The 16588-nt window shown below is 49.7% G+C and carries 15 protein-coding genes; 10 read left to right on the top strand and 5 right to left on the bottom strand.

The window, feature by feature from the left end; genetic code table 11:
• Positions 1-9 precede the first annotated feature (9 nt).
• Positions 10-1461: a glycoside hydrolase family 32 protein gene (locus tag MKZ07_RS17880; RefSeq protein ID WP_341026895.1), complete on the top strand. Its 1452-nt coding sequence runs from the start codon at positions 10-12 to the stop codon at positions 1459-1461.
• A gap of 156 nt (positions 1462-1617) precedes the next feature.
• Here the strand turns inward: MKZ07_RS17880 and MKZ07_RS17875 are convergent, their stop codons facing one another.
• Complete coding sequence (locus tag MKZ07_RS17875; protein ID WP_076161025.1) at positions 1618-2091, bottom strand: DUF2798 domain-containing protein; 474 nt, start codon at positions 2089-2091, stop codon at positions 1618-1620.
• A gap of 363 nt (positions 2092-2454) precedes the next feature.
• Here MKZ07_RS17875 and MKZ07_RS17870 point away from each other — a divergent pair, with 363 nt between their 5' ends.
• The 3 genes from MKZ07_RS17870 to MKZ07_RS17860 all read left to right on the top strand — a co-directional run bounded on the left by MKZ07_RS17870 (position 2455) and on the right by MKZ07_RS17860 (position 5907).
• Positions 2455-2871 carry a MarR family winged helix-turn-helix transcriptional regulator gene (locus MKZ07_RS17870; protein ID WP_036701844.1) on the top strand — a complete coding sequence of 139 codons (417 nt, stop codon included), beginning with the start codon at positions 2455-2457 and terminating at the stop codon, positions 2869-2871.
• 280 nt (positions 2872-3151) lie between these two features.
• The gene (locus tag MKZ07_RS17865; protein ID WP_036701889.1) at positions 3152-4981 is read left to right on the top strand and encodes an APC family permease; all 1830 of its coding nucleotides are present in this window, start codon (positions 3152-3154) and stop codon (positions 4979-4981) included.
• Between the two features lie 161 nt (positions 4982-5142).
• Positions 5143-5907 (top strand): hypothetical protein, encoded by a 765-nt coding sequence (locus MKZ07_RS17860; RefSeq protein ID WP_341026890.1) that lies wholly within the window; start codon positions 5143-5145, stop codon positions 5905-5907.
• On the opposite strand, the gene MKZ07_RS17855 is transcribed toward MKZ07_RS17860, so the two are convergent.
• Positions 5882-8221: an AraC family transcriptional regulator gene (locus MKZ07_RS17855; protein WP_036701841.1), complete on the bottom strand. Its 2340-nt coding sequence runs from the start codon at positions 8219-8221 to the stop codon at positions 5882-5884. The genes MKZ07_RS17860 and MKZ07_RS17855 overlap by 26 nt on opposite strands.
• A gap of 185 nt (positions 8222-8406) precedes the next feature.
• On the opposite strand from MKZ07_RS17855, the gene MKZ07_RS17850 reads away from it, so the two are divergent.
• The 4 genes from MKZ07_RS17850 to MKZ07_RS17835 all read left to right on the top strand — a co-directional run bounded on the left by MKZ07_RS17850 (position 8407) and on the right by MKZ07_RS17835 (position 12893).
• Positions 8407-9936 (top strand): extracellular solute-binding protein, encoded by a 1530-nt coding sequence (locus MKZ07_RS17850; protein ID WP_341026887.1) that lies wholly within the window; start codon positions 8407-8409, stop codon positions 9934-9936.
• 51 nt (positions 9937-9987) lie between these two features.
• Entirely contained in the window at positions 9988-10848 is an 861-nt protein-coding gene (locus MKZ07_RS17845) for a DUF4037 domain-containing protein (protein ID WP_341026884.1), read from the top strand.
• 29 nt (positions 10849-10877) lie between these two features.
• Positions 10878-11321, top strand: a complete 444-nt coding sequence (locus MKZ07_RS17840) for a GNAT family N-acetyltransferase (RefSeq protein WP_341026881.1) — start codon at positions 10878-10880, stop codon at positions 11319-11321.
• Between the two features lie 294 nt (positions 11322-11615).
• Positions 11616-12893, top strand: coding sequence for a transcriptional regulator (locus MKZ07_RS17835; protein ID WP_341026878.1), 1278 nt, complete (start codon positions 11616-11618; stop codon positions 12891-12893).
• A gap of 229 nt (positions 12894-13122) precedes the next feature.
• Here the strand turns inward: MKZ07_RS17835 and MKZ07_RS17830 are convergent, their stop codons facing one another.
• Together MKZ07_RS17830 and MKZ07_RS17825 are read right to left on the bottom strand one after the other, a co-directional pair.
• Positions 13123-13395 carry a DUF6809 family protein gene (locus MKZ07_RS17830; protein ID WP_341026875.1) on the bottom strand — a complete coding sequence of 91 codons (273 nt, stop codon included), beginning with the start codon at positions 13393-13395 and terminating at the stop codon, positions 13123-13125.
• 140 nt (positions 13396-13535) lie between these two features.
• Complete coding sequence (locus MKZ07_RS17825; protein WP_341026872.1) at positions 13536-13787, bottom strand: CopG family transcriptional regulator; 252 nt, start codon at positions 13785-13787, stop codon at positions 13536-13538.
• Positions 13788-13879: 92 nt separating this feature from the next.
• Here MKZ07_RS17825 and MKZ07_RS17820 point away from each other — a divergent pair, with 92 nt between their 5' ends.
• Positions 13880-14140, top strand: a complete 261-nt coding sequence (locus tag MKZ07_RS17820) for a hypothetical protein (RefSeq protein ID WP_341026869.1) — start codon at positions 13880-13882, stop codon at positions 14138-14140.
• Between the two features lie 97 nt (positions 14141-14237).
• Here MKZ07_RS17820 and MKZ07_RS17815 read toward each other — a convergent pair whose 3' ends face one another.
• The gene (locus MKZ07_RS17815; protein ID WP_341026866.1) at positions 14238-14453 is read right to left on the bottom strand and encodes a hypothetical protein; all 216 of its coding nucleotides are present in this window, start codon (positions 14451-14453) and stop codon (positions 14238-14240) included.
• Between the two features lie 463 nt (positions 14454-14916).
• Between MKZ07_RS17815 and MKZ07_RS17810 the strand changes: the two genes are divergently transcribed.
• Entirely contained in the window at positions 14917-16479 is a 1563-nt protein-coding gene (locus MKZ07_RS17810; protein WP_036701824.1) for an extracellular solute-binding protein, read from the top strand.
• The last annotated feature ends 109 nt before the right edge of the window (positions 16480-16588 follow it).

The raw sequence follows: 16588 nt of genomic DNA, 5'->3' as shown, positions 1-16588 counted from the left end.
GGTAATGGAGTGGAGATTATCGGGAGAACCAAACACAGGCCGGCGCTGCATTTTACGCCGGCGCAGCATTGGCTGAATGATCCGAATGGACTGGTTTATTTCGAAGGGGAATATCATTTGTTCTATCAGTATCATCCGCATTCCTCCATCTGGGGGCCAATGCACTGGGGCCATGCAGTCAGTAAAGACCTGATTGTCTGGGAGGAGCTGGACATTGCACTGTATCCGGACGATCACGGCTATGCGTTCTCCGGCAGTGCCATCGTAGACTGGAACAATACGAGCGGACTGTTCCCGGAGAAGCCGGGTATCGTCGCAGTCTACACCAGTCATCTGGAGCCGACGGCATCGTCGCCTGCCGTACAGAGACAAAGCCTGGCCTACAGCCATGACAATGGCCGGACCTGGATTAAGTATGCAGGCAACCCGGTGCTGACCCATTCTTCCAAGGCGGATTTCCGTGATCCGAAGGTGTTCTGGTCTGAAGTTCACGGGAAATGGATGATGGTGCTGGCGACGGATCAGACGATCACGTTCTACTCCTCCCTGAATCTGCGGGAGTGGAGCCTGGAGAGTGAGTTCGGCGAGGGCGCAGGCTCTCATGATGCCGTATGGGAATGCCCGGATCTGTTCCAGCTCCCGGTGGAGGGGACAGGAGACAGCAAGTGGGTGCTGCTGGTCAGCATCGGTGATAACAGCGGGCAGCGATACGGCTCGCGGACGCAATATTTCGTCGGTGAGTTTGACGGCTCCGTGTTCACGCCGGAGCACAGCGACATCCGCTGGCTGGATTATGGTAAGGATAACTACGCGGGGGTCAGCTTCTCCGACATTCCGGCGGCGGACGGGCGGCGGATCTTCGTCGGCTGGATGAGCAACTGGCGTTATGCCAACCATGTTCCAAGCCAGGGCTGGCGCGGAGCGATGACGATTCCGCGGGTACTGACGTTGCATGAGGCAGAAGGCCGCACCTTGATCCTCCAGCAGCCGGTAGCGGAGCTAGACCGTTACTTTGCGGCAGAGTCTGGGACATTGCCGGAGATGCTGCTGATACCGGGCGAGCGCCAGGATATCAAGTGCAAGGATTCCGCCTTGGAGCTGCGGATTGCGCTTGCGGATAATGAAGCGGAAGAATTCGGTCTTATTATTCATCATACCGCTACCGAGTATACCGAACTCGTCTACTCTGTTGTCGATGGCACTCTAACCCTGCGCAGAGATCAGTCCGGCGAGACCGGCTTCTCAGACATATTCCCCGATCCCCAGAGCACCGGGGAAATGGGCATCTTGAAGAACCTGCGTATCCTGCTGGATGCCTGTTCGGTGGAGGTATTCGCCAATGACGGCCTCACCGCCATCACCAGCCTGGTCTTCCCCGGAGGTATCTGCTCTGGACTAAGCTTCTATGCTAAGGGCGGCAGTGTACGGCTGCGGGATGGGCGCTTGTCTTTCATGGAATAAATAGTCAATAGGATGAAGCCCGGACAAGGGTGTTCCGCACAGCCATGAGATCATGGCTGGCTGAACACCCTTTTTGGTGTGGCGGGAACACCGCTCAGTCCTTGGCTGGAGGCCATGCCCGTATTCGGATAAGCGGCCTAGTGGTTTCAGCCAGCCTTAGACGCCCGGTGCTGCCGTTCGGACCGGAAACATCCGGCTGAACAGGAAGCGGGTCAGCGGACCGGCAACCAGCAGCTGGAGTGGCAGGGCACAGATGAAATTAAGCCCCAGGATGGAGAAGTAATGACGGAAGAAGTTGTCCCCGAATCCGAAGTGTGCTAGTGTGCCGTATAGAGACATGAGGATGACCATGCCGCAGACCATGAAGCATGAGATCGTCAGTATTTTGCGGATCTGGGGCGCAGAAGGCTTCACTATTTTGAAGGCCAGTCCTTTGGCAATTCTGCTAACCACCACAATATCGCAGAACAGGGCAACGGCAAGTGCCGGGAGTAAGCCCACAGCCACATCCGTGAACAGCCTGCTGTTGAATCCGTTCGCTATAATCACATTGTAAAAAGACATAAAGATGACCATGCAAAAACACATCATACTGGTGAAAATTAAAGCTTCTTTTTTGTTGCTGCCCATGTTTCCGAACTCCCTTAAATGTAAGTTTGTCAAACTTCACTTATAGTAACAGTGCGAGGACTTATTGTCAACCTAGTTGACAATAAGTATGATATGGATTGCCCGTCCGTGATGGGTCATTGTTGTAAAAAGTACAATTTGATTCATGTCTAATAGTCCATTCAGAAGGGTTGTTGTATGAAATACAAGAATTGTGCTGACAAGCTGCATATGTAGGGAGGAATCATGCCTTTCTTACAACATATTATGGAATAAGCCCGATAGTATGAGGGGATTGTTGTATTGTGTGCAGGATTTCAGCGGGTACCTTAAGGTGGGCTCGTGCGCTGACGGAACTTTATTTCTATCATGGAGGTCTTGTAAATGGAGGAATATATGAGCGGGTTGAATCTGGTCGATATGATCAGCGAGAAGCATAAGGTGCTGCGCGACAAGGTGAACCAGATGAGCGGCGAGCCGCTGAATAAGACGGAGACGCATATTCTGGCGATGCTGGAGCAGCACGGCGTTCTGTCCATTTCGGAGATCAGCAGGCTGATCGGCATTTCCCGCCAGGGCACGCAAAAGACGATCAACAATCTGCTGGCTGAAGGTTACGTAGATACTGCTGCTAAGGAAGGCAACAGCCGGGACAAGCCTATCGTGCTCACTGCGAAGGGAACAGCGGCTTGTCGGAGTATGCTGGAGATCAAGCAGAATATTGAGGCCGAAATCACGGCCCGGATCGGCAGGGAGCAGGCGGAGCTGCTGCGGACGCTGCTTACACAGGACTGGCTCTGAGACAGCCTGAAAATGGCTGAATATAGCAAAAAAAGCTGAAATAAGCAAACGGGACGGAGCGGACAGCCTGCTTGGTCCCGTTTGCTGTGTCTTTCGGCGAATTACATTTATTATTCATGGTTTGGAGTTTGTCTAGGATATCTGCATATATACAGATGGTGATAAAAGAATTAATGTAGTATCGAACGGGCAGCAAAAATAGTGTCTGTATCCAGTTAAAGGTTCAGATTTTAATCGTGCACCAGGGGTAATATAACTTTAAAAAAGTCGGTGAGTGATGATGATGTCTTCGGTAAAAAGGTTCCTGATCGGACGGCCGCTGAAGTCCGATCAGCTGGGAGAACAGAAGCTAAACAAAACTAAGGCCCTGGCCATTCTGTCCTCGGATGCCTTGTCCTCTGTGGCTTATGGCCCGGAGCAGATTCTGCTGGTGCTAATCACGGTTAGTACAGCCGCGTTCTGGTATTCCATTCCTATTGCAGGCGGGGTACTGGTGCTGCTGTTGGCCCTGATACTCTCCTATAGGCAGATCATCTTCGCCTATCCCCAGGGCGGCGGGGCTTATGTCGTATCCAAGGAGAATCTGGGCAAATATCCGGGTCTGATTGCCGGGGGCTCCTTGCTCGTCGATTATATACTAACCGTAGCGGTCAGTGTCTCTGCGGGAACAGACGCGATCACTTCAGCTTTTCCGAGTCTGCATCCTTATAATGTAATCATTGCCATCATCTTCGTACTGCTGATCACGACGCTAAATCTGCGCGGGGTCACCGAGTCGGCCTCTTTCCTGGCGTATCCGGTCTATCTGTTCGTCCTGGCGATGTTCATTATGATTGGTCTGGGTCTGTTCAACGTGCTGACTGGAAGAGTACCGGCGGAGCTTCATACCTCACTGGGAACACCGGTGGCCGGAATCAGCCTGTTCCTGCTGCTGCGGGCGTTCTCCTCGGGCAGCTCGGCGCTGACGGGGGTGGAGGCGATATCGAATGCGATCCCCAATTTCAAGGCACCGGCACCGAATAATGCAGCCAAAACCTTGGCGGCAATGGGGATTCTGCTCGCGCTGTTATTCTCAGGCATCGTCTTCCTGGCGTATTATTACGGCATTGCTCCGCGTGAACAAGTCACGGTGGTGTCCGATATTGCCGAGCATGTCTTTGGCCGCAACTTCATGTATTATGTCGTGCAGGGAACAACAGCCTTAATTCTGGTTCTGGCGGCGAACACCGGATATTCCGCGTTCCCGCTGCTGGCTGTGAATCTGGCGAAGGATAAATTCATTCCCCGGATGTTCACTGTACGCGGAGACCGGCTGGGGTACTCGAACGGAATTCTCAGCCTGGGTATCTTGTCGATTATCCTGATCATTGCCTTTGAGGGACGGACGGAGCATCTTATTCCGCTGTATGCAGTCGGGGTCTTCATCCCGTTCACCCTGTCGCAGACGGGCATGATCGTCAAATGGCTCCGGCACAAGCCGGAAGGCTGGCTGCCCAAGCTGATCATTAATGCAATTGGAGCACTGATCAGCTTCATTGTTACGATGATGTTCTTCCTGACCAAATTCACGCAGGTCTGGCCGGTGCTGGTCTTCCTGCCGCTGATTATCCTGTTCTTCTACCGCATCTACAAGCATTATGAATCGGTTGCCGATCAGTTGCGGGTAGCCACCTGCGGTGAGCCGCCACTGGCGATTGAGGGGAATATCATTATTCTGCCGGTGGCCGGTATTACCCATGTGGTAGAGAATTCCTTGCGGTATGCCAAGTCGCTGGGCGCAGAACAGATTATTGCTGTCCACATCCCGTTCGAGCGCGAGGATGACGCTATTTTCGAAGAGAAATGGAAGAAATTCCATCCGGAGGTGCGGCTGGTGACGCTGTATTCGCCTTACCGCAGTATCATTCATCCATTGAGCAAGTTCATTGATACGGTTCAGCGCAAGGCGAGCGAGTCGAATTATCAGGTGACCGTCATCGTTCCTCAATTCATACCGAAGAAGGGCTGGCATAATATTCTGCATAACCAGTCCAGTCTGCTGATCCGCGCGCATCTGCTGTACCGGCGCAATGTAATTATCACTACCGTCCCTTATCATTTGAAAAAATAACAAGATTACGCGCAGGGAAGCCTCCAGCTTACGGATATCCGCAGGCTGGGGGCTTTCTGTACCTCCCCGGCATGTGATAAGCTTGACTCCATAAGCGCAGATTCGCTTCTTCAAGGTTCGGTTAAGCTAGTAGCAACAGTCAGCGGATGGAGGGACAGAGGTTGAAGAAACGCAGGTTGAACGCGATTAGAATCAAGGCAATACTGATTATGCTCATGCTTGTCCTGCTGCTCACAGGCTGCGCGCAAGGCACGGCCCATGTAACCGTGAAGAAGGACGGCTCCCTGGATCTGGCCTTCAGCCTTATGTTGGATGCCCGGGCAGAGAAGCTGGTCAGCGGCAAAGCGGAAGAGCTTCTAACCACCCGGCTGGCGGCCGCAGGCATAGAGCTGAAGAAGACAGCAAGCGGCAAATCCACCGAATACCAATTTCAGAAATCCTACGCCTCCATGGAGGAATTGAAGAACAGCAGCAGCGGCTTCGATATTGTAGAGGCCAAGGTGGGGCAGACGGACAGGTGGCTGTATACCAAATACGATGTAGTGGCCCAGCCGAAGCTGAACGCCTACTCCGATGAGATTATTGACGGCATCGGCAGCTTGAATGTCCCTAAGTCCCTGGTGCGCCTGCTGATGGGCAGCTTCTCCGTCGATTTCAAATTAACGATTCCCTATGATCTATACGGGGCTAATAATGCGGCTGAGCAAGACGGCAATACCTTAACCTGGCATGTATCCCTTGCGGATTCCGAGCCTATTCAGCTGGTAGTCTATGTACCGGATATCAGAAATATTGCGATTACTGTAGGCGGCATCTTGCTTATTCTGGTCTTACTTCTTACATGGTTTATCAGACGCAGAAAGCTGCAGAGACTCAAGGCCCCCCCTGAAGGTACAGCGCCTACTCATCGCCCGGGACCGCTCTGAGCTTCGTGTGGAAGCTGTCACGGTACTGGCCGGGGGTCATCCCCTCCTGCTTGCGGAAGGAACGGATGAAATTCTGTGAATTGTTGTATCTCAGGCGGGAGGCGATATCCTTCACGGGCATATCGGTCTCCTCCAGCCATTTTTTGGCCATTTTGAACCGGTACATGCTCAGATAATCACTGAAATAATACTGCGTCTCCTTGCGGAACACACTGCTGATGTAGTTGGCGTTATAGTGCAGCCGCGAAGCACACTCCTCCAGCGTCAGATCCTGATCATACTCATGCTGGACGATGTCGATCAGCTTCTCGGAGATATTATGGTACTGGGCGTTCTGCCTGCTGTGGAAGATGACGATAACCGGCTGGATCACGATGGTCCAGAACCAGTCTTCAATCTCGGCCACAATATGCAGATCGGTTAGCTCCTCGAACAGGGAACCGCTCGCATGGTAGATCTGATTCAGCGTAATTCCCGATTCCTGCATCATAATGAGCGTATTGTTCAGCAGCCGGGTCAGCGGAATCTGATATTCCTGCGGCGACAGTCCCAGCGCAAAAATACACTTGAACAGCTTATGCAGCAGCTCCTTCGCTTTATCGCTGTCGGCCAGCCTGATGGCATCCATCAGGTCATTTTCCGTGTGGGTCGGGTAGTTCAGATTGAGATAATGCTTGCCGGAATTGATATTCTCGTACTGGATGATGATGCCTTTGCCCAGGGTAATCCGGTGCTTCAGAGCTTCAAGGCTTTCCCTATAGGCAATGGACATTTTGTCAAACGAATGAAACGGCAGACTAAGCCCAATGCTGACCTGCAGCTTCAGGACCCCGTTAATCTCCTGCTGGAGCTTCTCCGTAAGCGCATAGAGCATCCGGTGAAAAGCTTCCGTGCTCTCATCCTCACTGCCGATAACGACTGCCAGCGCATGACCCATCATCACAGGGGTTAGCCTGTGCTGCGCAGAAACCAGCTCCTGAGTCATATTATGCGCAGCGAATAACAGCAGATTGAGATCCTTTTTCTCATAGCTGTTCTCCTCGGAGAAGTCGATGCTCAGCGTAATGACAGCCATCGTCTTCCATTCCTCGACTTGCTTGCCGTATCCGTATTGCTCCAGCTCCTCCATCAGCTCGCGTCTTCTAAGATTGCCTCCGAATGCCTGAATCAGAAAGAAGGTCCGTACCTGTCCGAGATGCTGGCTGACCTCCTTCTCCAGCTGTGATTTCGATTGGAACAGGGAATGCACCTGCTCGCCGATGAGCTGGAATTCATCCGTACGCCCTGCCCGCAGACCGGGACGGCGCAGTCCAATCTGGGTGAGCAGCCGTTCGATGGGTGTATACATGCGCCGGGAGCCCAGCCACGCCAGCAGCACAGATAACAGCAGCATGAACGTGCAGACGAATACCGTGTAGGTGCCGATTTTGCCGGATTCGCGGGTCAGACTCTTGATGGAGGTGGCCGACAGATAGATCCAGCCGTTCAACTGGGAACGCATATAGGTGATTGAATAATCGGCTTCATTAAGCTTCGTCTTGAATTGTCCCGACGGCTCAGCGGCAGCGGCGATCTGCCCGAAGCCCGTGAATCCGGCTGCGGTGGCAGGCTCTCCGATCAGCTTACGGTCCGGATGCAGCAGAATCCGTCCGCTTTTATCCAGCACCATAATACTGTCCAGCGGCTGCATATCGGGATTAATGAAGTCCTGAAGACTGCAGGCCGGAATATTGGCCAGAGCCAGTCCGTATTTCTGCAGCTTGGTCGTCGGCAGCTTCTTAATCAGACTGATGCTGTACTTGCAGCCGGTCACGTTAATGCTCTCTTCACTGTAGAACAGGGAGGAGGGGTTCAGCACCCAGGAGGAGCTGCCTTCCACATTCAACAGATTCGTCAGCTGCTCGTAATTGCGGTATTCATTCAGCCGGTAGAGCCCGGAATTCTTAATCATCCAGTTCTGGCGCTGATTAAGCAGGATGACATCCTCCAGCCGGGTATCGAAGGACTGCATATTGCGGATCTCATTGCGGATGTCGTTATATAAAATGAAATCGTTCTCATTCAGCGGGTTGTTCATCGCCTTCTTCAGCACCGAAGAGTTCACGACCTGGTTCAAGGTCTGGTTGACAGTATTCAGCTTATGCTCTACATTTGAGGTAATTTGTAAAATGAGTTCCTTTTTGCTTTCGTTAACATTTTTTTGAATTTCGCTGGAGGATGTGAAATAGGAGAACGATCCAATGAACAACACCGGCAGGATGCTGATGGCGAACGCGAACATAGTTAATTTACTGAGAAAGCTAAGATGTTTCAACAGCGTTCAGCACCTTTGCATGAAATAGAGAAATCACTGTCTTAAGTGTATGCATCACGAAGGATAATAACAATAATCATCTGGTGCCGCAATAATCATTTTCTCTAATCATTCATACATAAGCTACATTAATCAATAGATAGGCTTCTAAGGCAGATAAATATTACGCTTCAGGGGGTTATGGAATGTTCAACCGGTTAACGGGCAGGAAGAAAGCTCTTGCAGTGTGCTTCATCCTGTTCTTATCGTTCATGATGTTAAGCGCTTGCAGCGGGGGGGAGTCTGAGCGTTCCGATTCAGCGGGCGCCCCGGCGCCGATCTCGATTCTGGCACCGCTGCATTTTCCGCAGACGCCTTCAGCGGAGCTGATCGCCGAGATTGAGCGACTGACCGGGACACAGCTCAATATTACCTGGGTACCGGAGGGCGTCTACACGGACAAAATGAATACTGCACTGACCACCGGCTCCCTCGGCAAAGTGACGTTCGTGAAATTCACCGATTATAATCCGGTCAAGAATATGATCCGCTCCGGCGCTTTTTGGGAGATTGGTCCCTATCTGGCGGAATTTCCGAATCTCGGTCAGCTGAATGCGGCGATTCTTAAGCAGACTTCGGTGGACGGAGGAATCTATGGCCTTTATACGGAAAGACCGGCCTCCCGGCAGGGCATTATTATCCGTAAGGACTGGCTGGAGAAGCTGCATCTCCGTCCGCCCGGAACGCTGGAGGAGCTGTATGAGGTGATGAAGCAGTTCACCATGAATGACCCGGACGGCAACGGCAAGCCAGACACCCTCGGACTGGTGGACCGCAACGATCTGGTGTACGGGGTATTCAAGACGTTAAGCTCCTATTTCGGCACGCCGAATAACTGGACAATCGAAGATGGACAGTTCGTCCCGGAATTCGCCACGCCTGAATATATGAACACGATGAACTTCATGCGTAAGTTATACAAGGAGCAGATCATTAACCAGGATTTCGCCCTGACCAGCAAAGAGGTACAGCGGGACAAGTTCATCCGGGGAACAGCGGGGATCTTCATCGGGAGCATGACGGATGTGCAGCGGCTCTCCATTGAGGCCAAGGCGATCAACCCCAAGGCGGAGCTGACGCTGATTAACCGGATTAAGGGGCCGGACGGATATAAGGTATGGTCCATACCCAAGTACAACGGCTTGTACCTCTTTTCACGTAAAGCCATTGCTACCGAGCAGGAGCTGAAGCAGGTGCTTAGATTCTTCGACCGCACGATGGATGAGGATGTAGCCAACCTGATGGCTTACGGCTTCGAGGGCCGCCACTATAAGCTGGACGGGGAGGGGAAAGTGATTCTTCCTGAAGAGACATCCCAGCTGCGGGTGTATGAGGTCAATCCGCTCAATTCCCTGATGATCGCCGATGTGGGCAATACGCATATCAAGGAGGTCGCACAAAAGGAGCAGCTCACCGCCCTGGCCGACCAGCTCAGCCGGGATAACGAGCAGTTTCTGGTCGATGATCCCACCGTATCGCTAACCTCGCCAACCTATGACGAGAAGAACGCCGAGCTCTCCGCTATCATCGCAGATGCCACCTACAATTACATTCTCGGCAACATCGACGCCACCGGCTTCGCCGGCGAGGTCGAGAAATGGCATACCAGCGGCGGCAGCCTGATTATTCAGGAGTATGCGGAGGCGGAGGCGAAGGTGCGGGGGGCGGAGGAGTGAGGGGGACATGTATATGACTATTTGCACAGCGAGAAAGGAATGAATATACATATGGAACAAATAAAAAATTATTCTCAGAATGAGTTTGTGGAAATTGGTAAGAAACATTTTGAAACGGTAATACTTCCAAAACTCCAATTGATTTCAGACCAGGTTGTCAATAGTATGATGATCTTCATTGAAGGTTCGGTTGCATATGGATTCTGTGATGAAAAATCGGATATTGATTTAGATTATTATATCGACATGGATATTGATGAGGATATCCGTCAAAGCATTAGAGAACTTTTTACAGGGGAAACATATTGGCATCAAGGAGTACGAGTATCTTATGGATTTGGTGGAGCGTATTGGAAATTTGATCTCCTTATGAATGATGAAATGGATAGATTTTGGAATGAGTTTGATCCTTATGCGTTAAACAATATTATGAGAGCTACTCCAGTATGGGACCCAAAAGGAATATTAGCATTATCGCAAAAAAAGGTTGAATCCTATCCGGATGAGATTAAAAAGAAGATTATTCGTGGTCTATGGGTTACAGTTAATGACAGTGGAGAGTACAATTTCTGCGAAGCATTGAAAAGAAATAATATAATTGAAGGGCGGATCTATCAATATAGAGCAATAGAAGCAATGCTTCGACTGGTATATATCCTAAATAATCAATATTTTTATCCAACTAAATGGTTATCAGCGGGATTAGGTCATGTACAGGAGGATTTTGGGCTAAAAGAGGCTTTTGATCAAATAGCTGTATCACATTGTGAAGAAGATGATTATAAAGAGTTTATGAAAGTCCATGAAAATATGAAGCGATTTATGATTAAGCATGATTCGATTGAATTAGAGTGTATTGACAACTACAGTATGATTTTTCAAAAACCATTTCATATTTTTAGTACATTTTAGATCAGACAATATGGAGGATTGATTACACCGTGAATATTACACTACATAAGATTACCCCTGAGCTGGAACAGGAGTGCACTCAATTGAGCGTAAGCGCCGGGCAACTAAACTTGGTGGCAAGTAATGCCGACTCACTTGTACATGCGACCAACGAACCTACCTCTGTACCCTACGGTATTTTTAATGAAGAAGAGATGGTCGGATTTATTCTGTTTGATAATGAGAGATATACAGACGGCTATTATTGGATTCTGAGATTTATGATTGACGGAAGATTTCAGGGCAAAGGGTACGGGAAAGCAGCAATTAAAGAGGTTATTAAGATGCTGAGCAACCGCGAGGATTGCACACAGATCAGGGTATCGCATATCCCGATTAATCTAACGGCTAATAAGCTCTATAAGAGTGTGGGATTCACCGAGACTGGGGAGTTTGAGGACAACGGGGATATTATTTTGGGTTATAGGATGTGAGCATTTTTTTAGGCCTTGAGTGAATCCTCAAGGTCTTTTTTTTGTGCCCGAAACTATTCATAACTCTATTCATGAAAGTGAGCAGGATGGCCATTGTACCAATAGTGGCAACTCTAATGCCAAAATTTTAAAGTTTAGGAAAAATACATAAAATAGTACTTGATTAACGAATCGGGCGTTGGTATATTTTGTGTAACATAAAAGGGATTTTATTCTATAAATCACATATTGAAGAGGGAAGGTGGTTGCGAATTGCAGACAACGACTACGATATTATCTGAATTGGAGGAGTATTTGCGGCAGACGGACTTGAAAATTACTCAATTTGCCAAGCGTTCTCAGCTTCATTCCGGGACACTCAGCAATATTCTTCGAGGGCACCGGCCTATTGCGATGCAGCAGTTGGACCGGATTACTCAGGCCATGGGGCAGGAGGAAGGGTATTTCTACGAATTGTACATCAATGACTACATTATCGGCGGCTCTTCCGACTGGCGGAGAATTGGCCCCCTGCTGCTCCGTTGTGCCGAATTGAACAAGCTGGACAGTATTGAGCGAATGGCCCGCCATATTATGGACAATCTGATGTATGCGCCTCTGTTGTTTGATAGTGCAGAAGAACTCTTCATCGCTGGGAAAAAGGATGCAGCTGCTACAATCTACGAGATTGTCGCCGAAGCTGAACGCTATCAGCATTCCGAACGGTTGGCGCTATGTCATTTCAGGCTGTTTACCATCTCACTCAGCGATGACCAAAACCGGAACCTGTGGGCAGCGAACCGGTTCGAGCCTTTTGTGGAACGGCTCCATGAAGTCGATCAGCTCGATGCACTCAAAGAGCTTTCCAATACATACCGGTCCTTACAGCGCTGGGACAAGGTTGAGGAATACGCCGCCAAAATGGGCCATAAAGCCAGAATTCAATACGACCTGAAAGGCCGGGACGAACGCAGAGCATCCGAACCCGTCAAACTTCCCGGCAGACCGCTGTTCTTTTACATTGCGTACAGTAATTTACTGCGCGGAAATGTTTGCGATGAGTTGGGTGATTATGAGGGGGCTTTGGGTTATATAACGAGTTATGCTGATTTTGGCTGGGTAAGAGAACAAGGGGATGAAGTCGAGCGTTGGAAGAGTCTGTTCATGGAGTGGTCCGAAGCTAATATTATTTTGACAAAGCTGATAAGTGGAGATTCAACAGTAATTGAACCATACTCTATTTATCTGGACGCACATGAAGAGGAGAGAATTACCGGGTTGTTGTATATGCTTAAGGCAGCTAATAAATACAACTTTAATATCAATGCTACCTTACAACACTTTAAGCATGACCTGGAGAAGAGTGTTATTGATCTGGTCCAGGTGAGATATTCACGTAAATTAGTTCTAGACCGTCAAGCTAATTTACTGTTGGAACTGGCTAAGTACTTACTAGACAGAGGTGAATATCACAGCGGCCTGGAATTTCTAACGAAGTCGGTTCAGCAGTATCAGTTGATTAACGATGAGAAACATAAGATTCTGGGTACTTTCACCAACATCCTTAAGCAATCCAGAAGCAATACAGGCTAATAGTTGAACAAGCTATTTCTCCTATAATCCTCAATCGAACCTATTCCCCCTGTAGATCTGATCTTCATCCTAATTATCTAACACTGCCGCACTCAAGGTGACTTCAAGCACAGACCTATACGATTTGCAGAAAAAGTGGAAATGAAATGCAAAAGAAGGCCCCGCCGCTTCAGTGATGGGGCTTAGACAGGGGACTATTCTACGAGACAGACGATATATTCTCTGCGGCTTATGGCCGATTACTCATTACTTCAATTACTAAGTTTGCGCCCAACTTGAACCCATGATGAAAGGCAGCTTCCACTTGCATGCTGTTCACGCTGTCGCACAAGTCTAAATATTCCTCTAGCTCTCGAAACACTTCTTCCCCTAACCGTTCGCGCCATTGCTGTGTCTCTGCTGTCACCTGTTTGCATGCGTAACGATATTCTGGATGTGACGGCACAATAGTCATATTGGGTTGAAGCTTCCCATGGTACAGGGCTTCCAGAATTGTTTTCATGTTTGTCCTCCCATTATGTTCATCACACCGCTTGAATGAGATTCCTGCACATGGTAGGATATTTATGCAGTCTGCTTATCCAAGCGGTTGCGGGATAGGAAGTAGCGGTGTTCTTCTCGGGACTTACGCTGCTTCCTTCTTTATTTTTGGAGCTCGTCAAACACCTTTTCAATTCCCTTGCGGATCACATCGGAACGGGTCGTTTGGAGCTTCTCGGTGCAAGCATCAAGCTTACTCAGAATCTCTTGATCGACACGGACCCGAATCAATTCACTTTTGGGATTGTCAGATAGTGGACGCCCCATCTTTTTGGACGACATCGCTTCACCCCACTTTTTGTGTCCATGATAAGTATATTTATGTGGCAACAAAAAGTCAATGATCTCCTTCATGATTGATCTATTTTTCAGCCGAAAAATGAAGCTAACAATAATAAAAGTGCAGAACAAGATAAGAATAATGGTAAAGGGAGAGGAGTGGGTTAATGAGAGGTCAAGTCTATGTAGAGTATAGACGGTTAGGTTTTTTTGCTGTACAGACTGAAGACAATTATTTTTCCATCATTGAGGTTCAAAATAAACTCCCTTCCTTAGGAAACAAATTAATTGGAGATCTTGATTCATTGGGTGAAAAATCACTATACAATGAAACAACCCAAGAAGAATTAAACGTATCCGTTATATCAACACAGTTAACCTTGGCTGAAGCGAAGAGTTATATAAAGAAAACTGTAAGAGGAATCTAATTAAGTGAACACAGAATACGCACCAAACTATGATCTGTAAAGCGATGCACATTAACTATTCCATTAAAATGTTGCAGATAATGCATCTCTGGATCGCCTATATCAGGACACTACAAAGGAATGTTGCACGAAATGCAGGAATTTTCTCTTTGGGCGGCTTAGAAGAGAAGGAATGCTGCTTTTTCTGCAACATTTTTTGATAATGGTTAGTTTCATGAGCGGAGTGTTGCAATTTGTGCAGGATTTTTGAGTAATAGAGGGACTGTTCACCTTTAATCCTATTCAGCCCACCTAAGGCAGCAAAAGCTGACACAATCCGGCCTCCTACAGCACCTTCACTCTATCCTTTTCTTCCTCGCCCGCTACACAGCATACTTCAAGGCCCCGCCGTGCGAAGCGGCGGGGATATTCCCTTGCCCCCTTTCAAGGATAGGCCTTGAAAGCCCCCAGCCTGGAGCGGCAGAAAGGGACGGAGGGAGGTTTGGAACTGGAGGAGCGGTAGCGTCCGCCTTTGTCTCTGGATGTTATCTGCTGCAAGCATATAATCAAGAACATCTGGAGACAACAGCGGCCGGAAGTCCAAAGCTTACGTAGTCCCGCCCGCCGCCGCTCCATAAGTGGTTTTTCCGCGGCCTATCCCCCCATCACACGATAATCATTAACCCACACCCCCGCGCCCCGCCTGCCTTTATGAGCAAATGATTGTTTTCGTAATCCAGCGCAGAGCGTAATGTGAGGCTTGTAACCAATACAAGTTAAACGGAGGTCAAAAAGGAATGACGAAAAAATCCTTCACCCTGCTCCTAAGCTCGCTGCTGACACTCAGCATGTTGTCCGCTTGCGGCGGTAACAACAACAAAGAGGCGGCAGCTACGAAAGACCCGGGCGCCAGCACCGGGACCAACACAACCGCAACCACGGACCCGGCCACCGCAGAGCCGGAGAAGCCGACAGAAATCAAGATTATGCTACCGCTGAATACGACAGATACTCCACCGGATACGATCAAGAATGAAGTGGAGAAATTGACGAATACAAAGCTGACTTATCAGTTCTTTCCGGCTGACACGTATGAAGAGAAGCTGAACTCCTCGTTCGCCACCGGTTCCCTGCCGCAGGTGACGTACCTGAAGAACCAGACCACCTTCCTGCAGATGAAGGAAGCGATCAAGGACGGACAGTTCTGGGAGATCGGGCCGCTGCTCAGCGAATTCCCGAACCTGAACAAGCTGAAGCCGGAGATCCTGAACAACACCAAGGTCGACGGCAAGCTGTATACCCTATACATCGGCCGTCCGCTGGCCCGCCAGGGCATCATCTACCGAAAGGACTGGGCGGATAAGCTGGGTCTGAAAGCACCGGCCAATACCGAGGAGCTGTTCGCCATGGCCCAAGCCTTCACCGAGAAGGACCCGGACGGCAACGGGAAGAAGGATACTATCGGCGTTGTGGACCGCAATGAGCTGGTGTACGGTGCCTTCAAGACGGTCTCCTCCTGGTTCGGCACGCCGAACAACTGGGCGGAGAAGGATGGACAGCTGGCACCGGAGTTCACTTTTCCGCAATACATCGACACGATGGATTTCTTCCGCAAGCTGCGTGAAGGCGGTTATATGAACCAGGACTTCGCGGCAACCAGTAAGACGGATGCGGTCAATATGTTCACCAGCGGCAAGGCCGGGCTGTATATCGGCGGCTCGATGCAGGACATCGATTCCCTGAACAAGGACTTGATCAAGAACGTGCCGGATGCCGTACTGGATACGCATAGCATGGTGGCTGGACCTGACGGCAAATTCGCCCAGTGGATGATTCCCGGCTACAACAACGTAGTGCTGTTCCCGAAATCGGCAGTCAAGGATGAGGCGGAACTGAAGAAGATTCTGAAGTTCTTCGACGCGATGATGACCCCTGAGGTAGCCAATCTGATGTACTGGGGCATTGAAGGCACACACTACACCGTCGTGGACGGCAAGGCCAAAGCGACCGACAATAAAGAGCTGATCGAACGTGAGGTCAAAGGCTTCAAGGACAGCGTCATTGGCGAATACGAAACGAACGGCATGTATCAGAGTCTGAACGTGCTGCCGGGCCGGATTCATGCGGAGGAGCTGGTGCTGGAGAACGTGAAATACGGGGTCGCAGATCCTACGGCGGCGCTCGACTCGGCTACCTATACGTCCAAGGGCGTAGAGCTTCAGCAGATTATTGCGGATGCCACTTACAAATATATGTACGGTCAGCTGGATAAGGCCGGATTCGAGAAAGAAGTGGAGAACTGGAAGAGCCGGGGCGGGGCGAAGATTATCGAAGAATACAATGCCGCGTACACCAAATAAGCAGAGCGCAGCTGCTATAGCAGCGGACTGAACAGGAAGAGGGCTGCCCCGGGTTAGCGCTCCGGCAGCCTTTTTCTACTACCCGAATAATTTACAGAGAAAGGAAGAG

Origin of the sequence: Paenibacillus sp. FSL P4-0338 (genome assembly GCF_038002365.1) — a bacterium.
In the GTDB taxonomy this organism is placed as follows: domain Bacteria; phylum Bacillota; class Bacilli; order Paenibacillales; family Paenibacillaceae; genus Paenibacillus_AQ.
This window is presented reverse-complemented; position numbering and strand designations above follow the sequence as displayed.

Excerpts from the sequence above, each read along its gene's own strand:
- MKZ07_RS17830 (WP_341026875.1), bottom strand. The coding sequence starts at position 13,395 with ATGAAAACAATTCTGGAAGCCCTGTACCATGGGAAGCTTCAACCCAAT.
- MKZ07_RS17875 (WP_076161025.1), bottom strand. The coding sequence starts at position 2,091 with ATGGGCAGCAACAAAAAAGAAGCTTTAATTTTCACCAGTATGATGTGT.
- MKZ07_RS17870 (WP_036701844.1), top strand. The coding sequence starts at position 2,455 with ATGGAGGAATATATGAGCGGGTTGAATCTGGTCGATATGATCAGCGAG.
- MKZ07_RS17850 (WP_341026887.1), top strand. The coding sequence starts at position 8,407 with ATGTTCAACCGGTTAACGGGCAGGAAGAAAGCTCTTGCAGTGTGCTTC.
- MKZ07_RS17825 (WP_341026872.1), bottom strand. The coding sequence starts at position 13,787 with ATGAAGGAGATCATTGACTTTTTGTTGCCACATAAATATACTTATCAT.
- MKZ07_RS17810 (WP_036701824.1), top strand. The coding sequence starts at position 14,917 with ATGACGAAAAAATCCTTCACCCTGCTCCTAAGCTCGCTGCTGACACTC.
- MKZ07_RS17820 (WP_341026869.1), top strand. The coding sequence starts at position 13,880 with ATGAGAGGTCAAGTCTATGTAGAGTATAGACGGTTAGGTTTTTTTGCT.
- MKZ07_RS17845 (WP_341026884.1), top strand. The coding sequence starts at position 9,988 with ATGGAACAAATAAAAAATTATTCTCAGAATGAGTTTGTGGAAATTGGT.
- MKZ07_RS17865 (WP_036701889.1), top strand. The coding sequence starts at position 3,152 with ATGATGTCTTCGGTAAAAAGGTTCCTGATCGGACGGCCGCTGAAGTCC.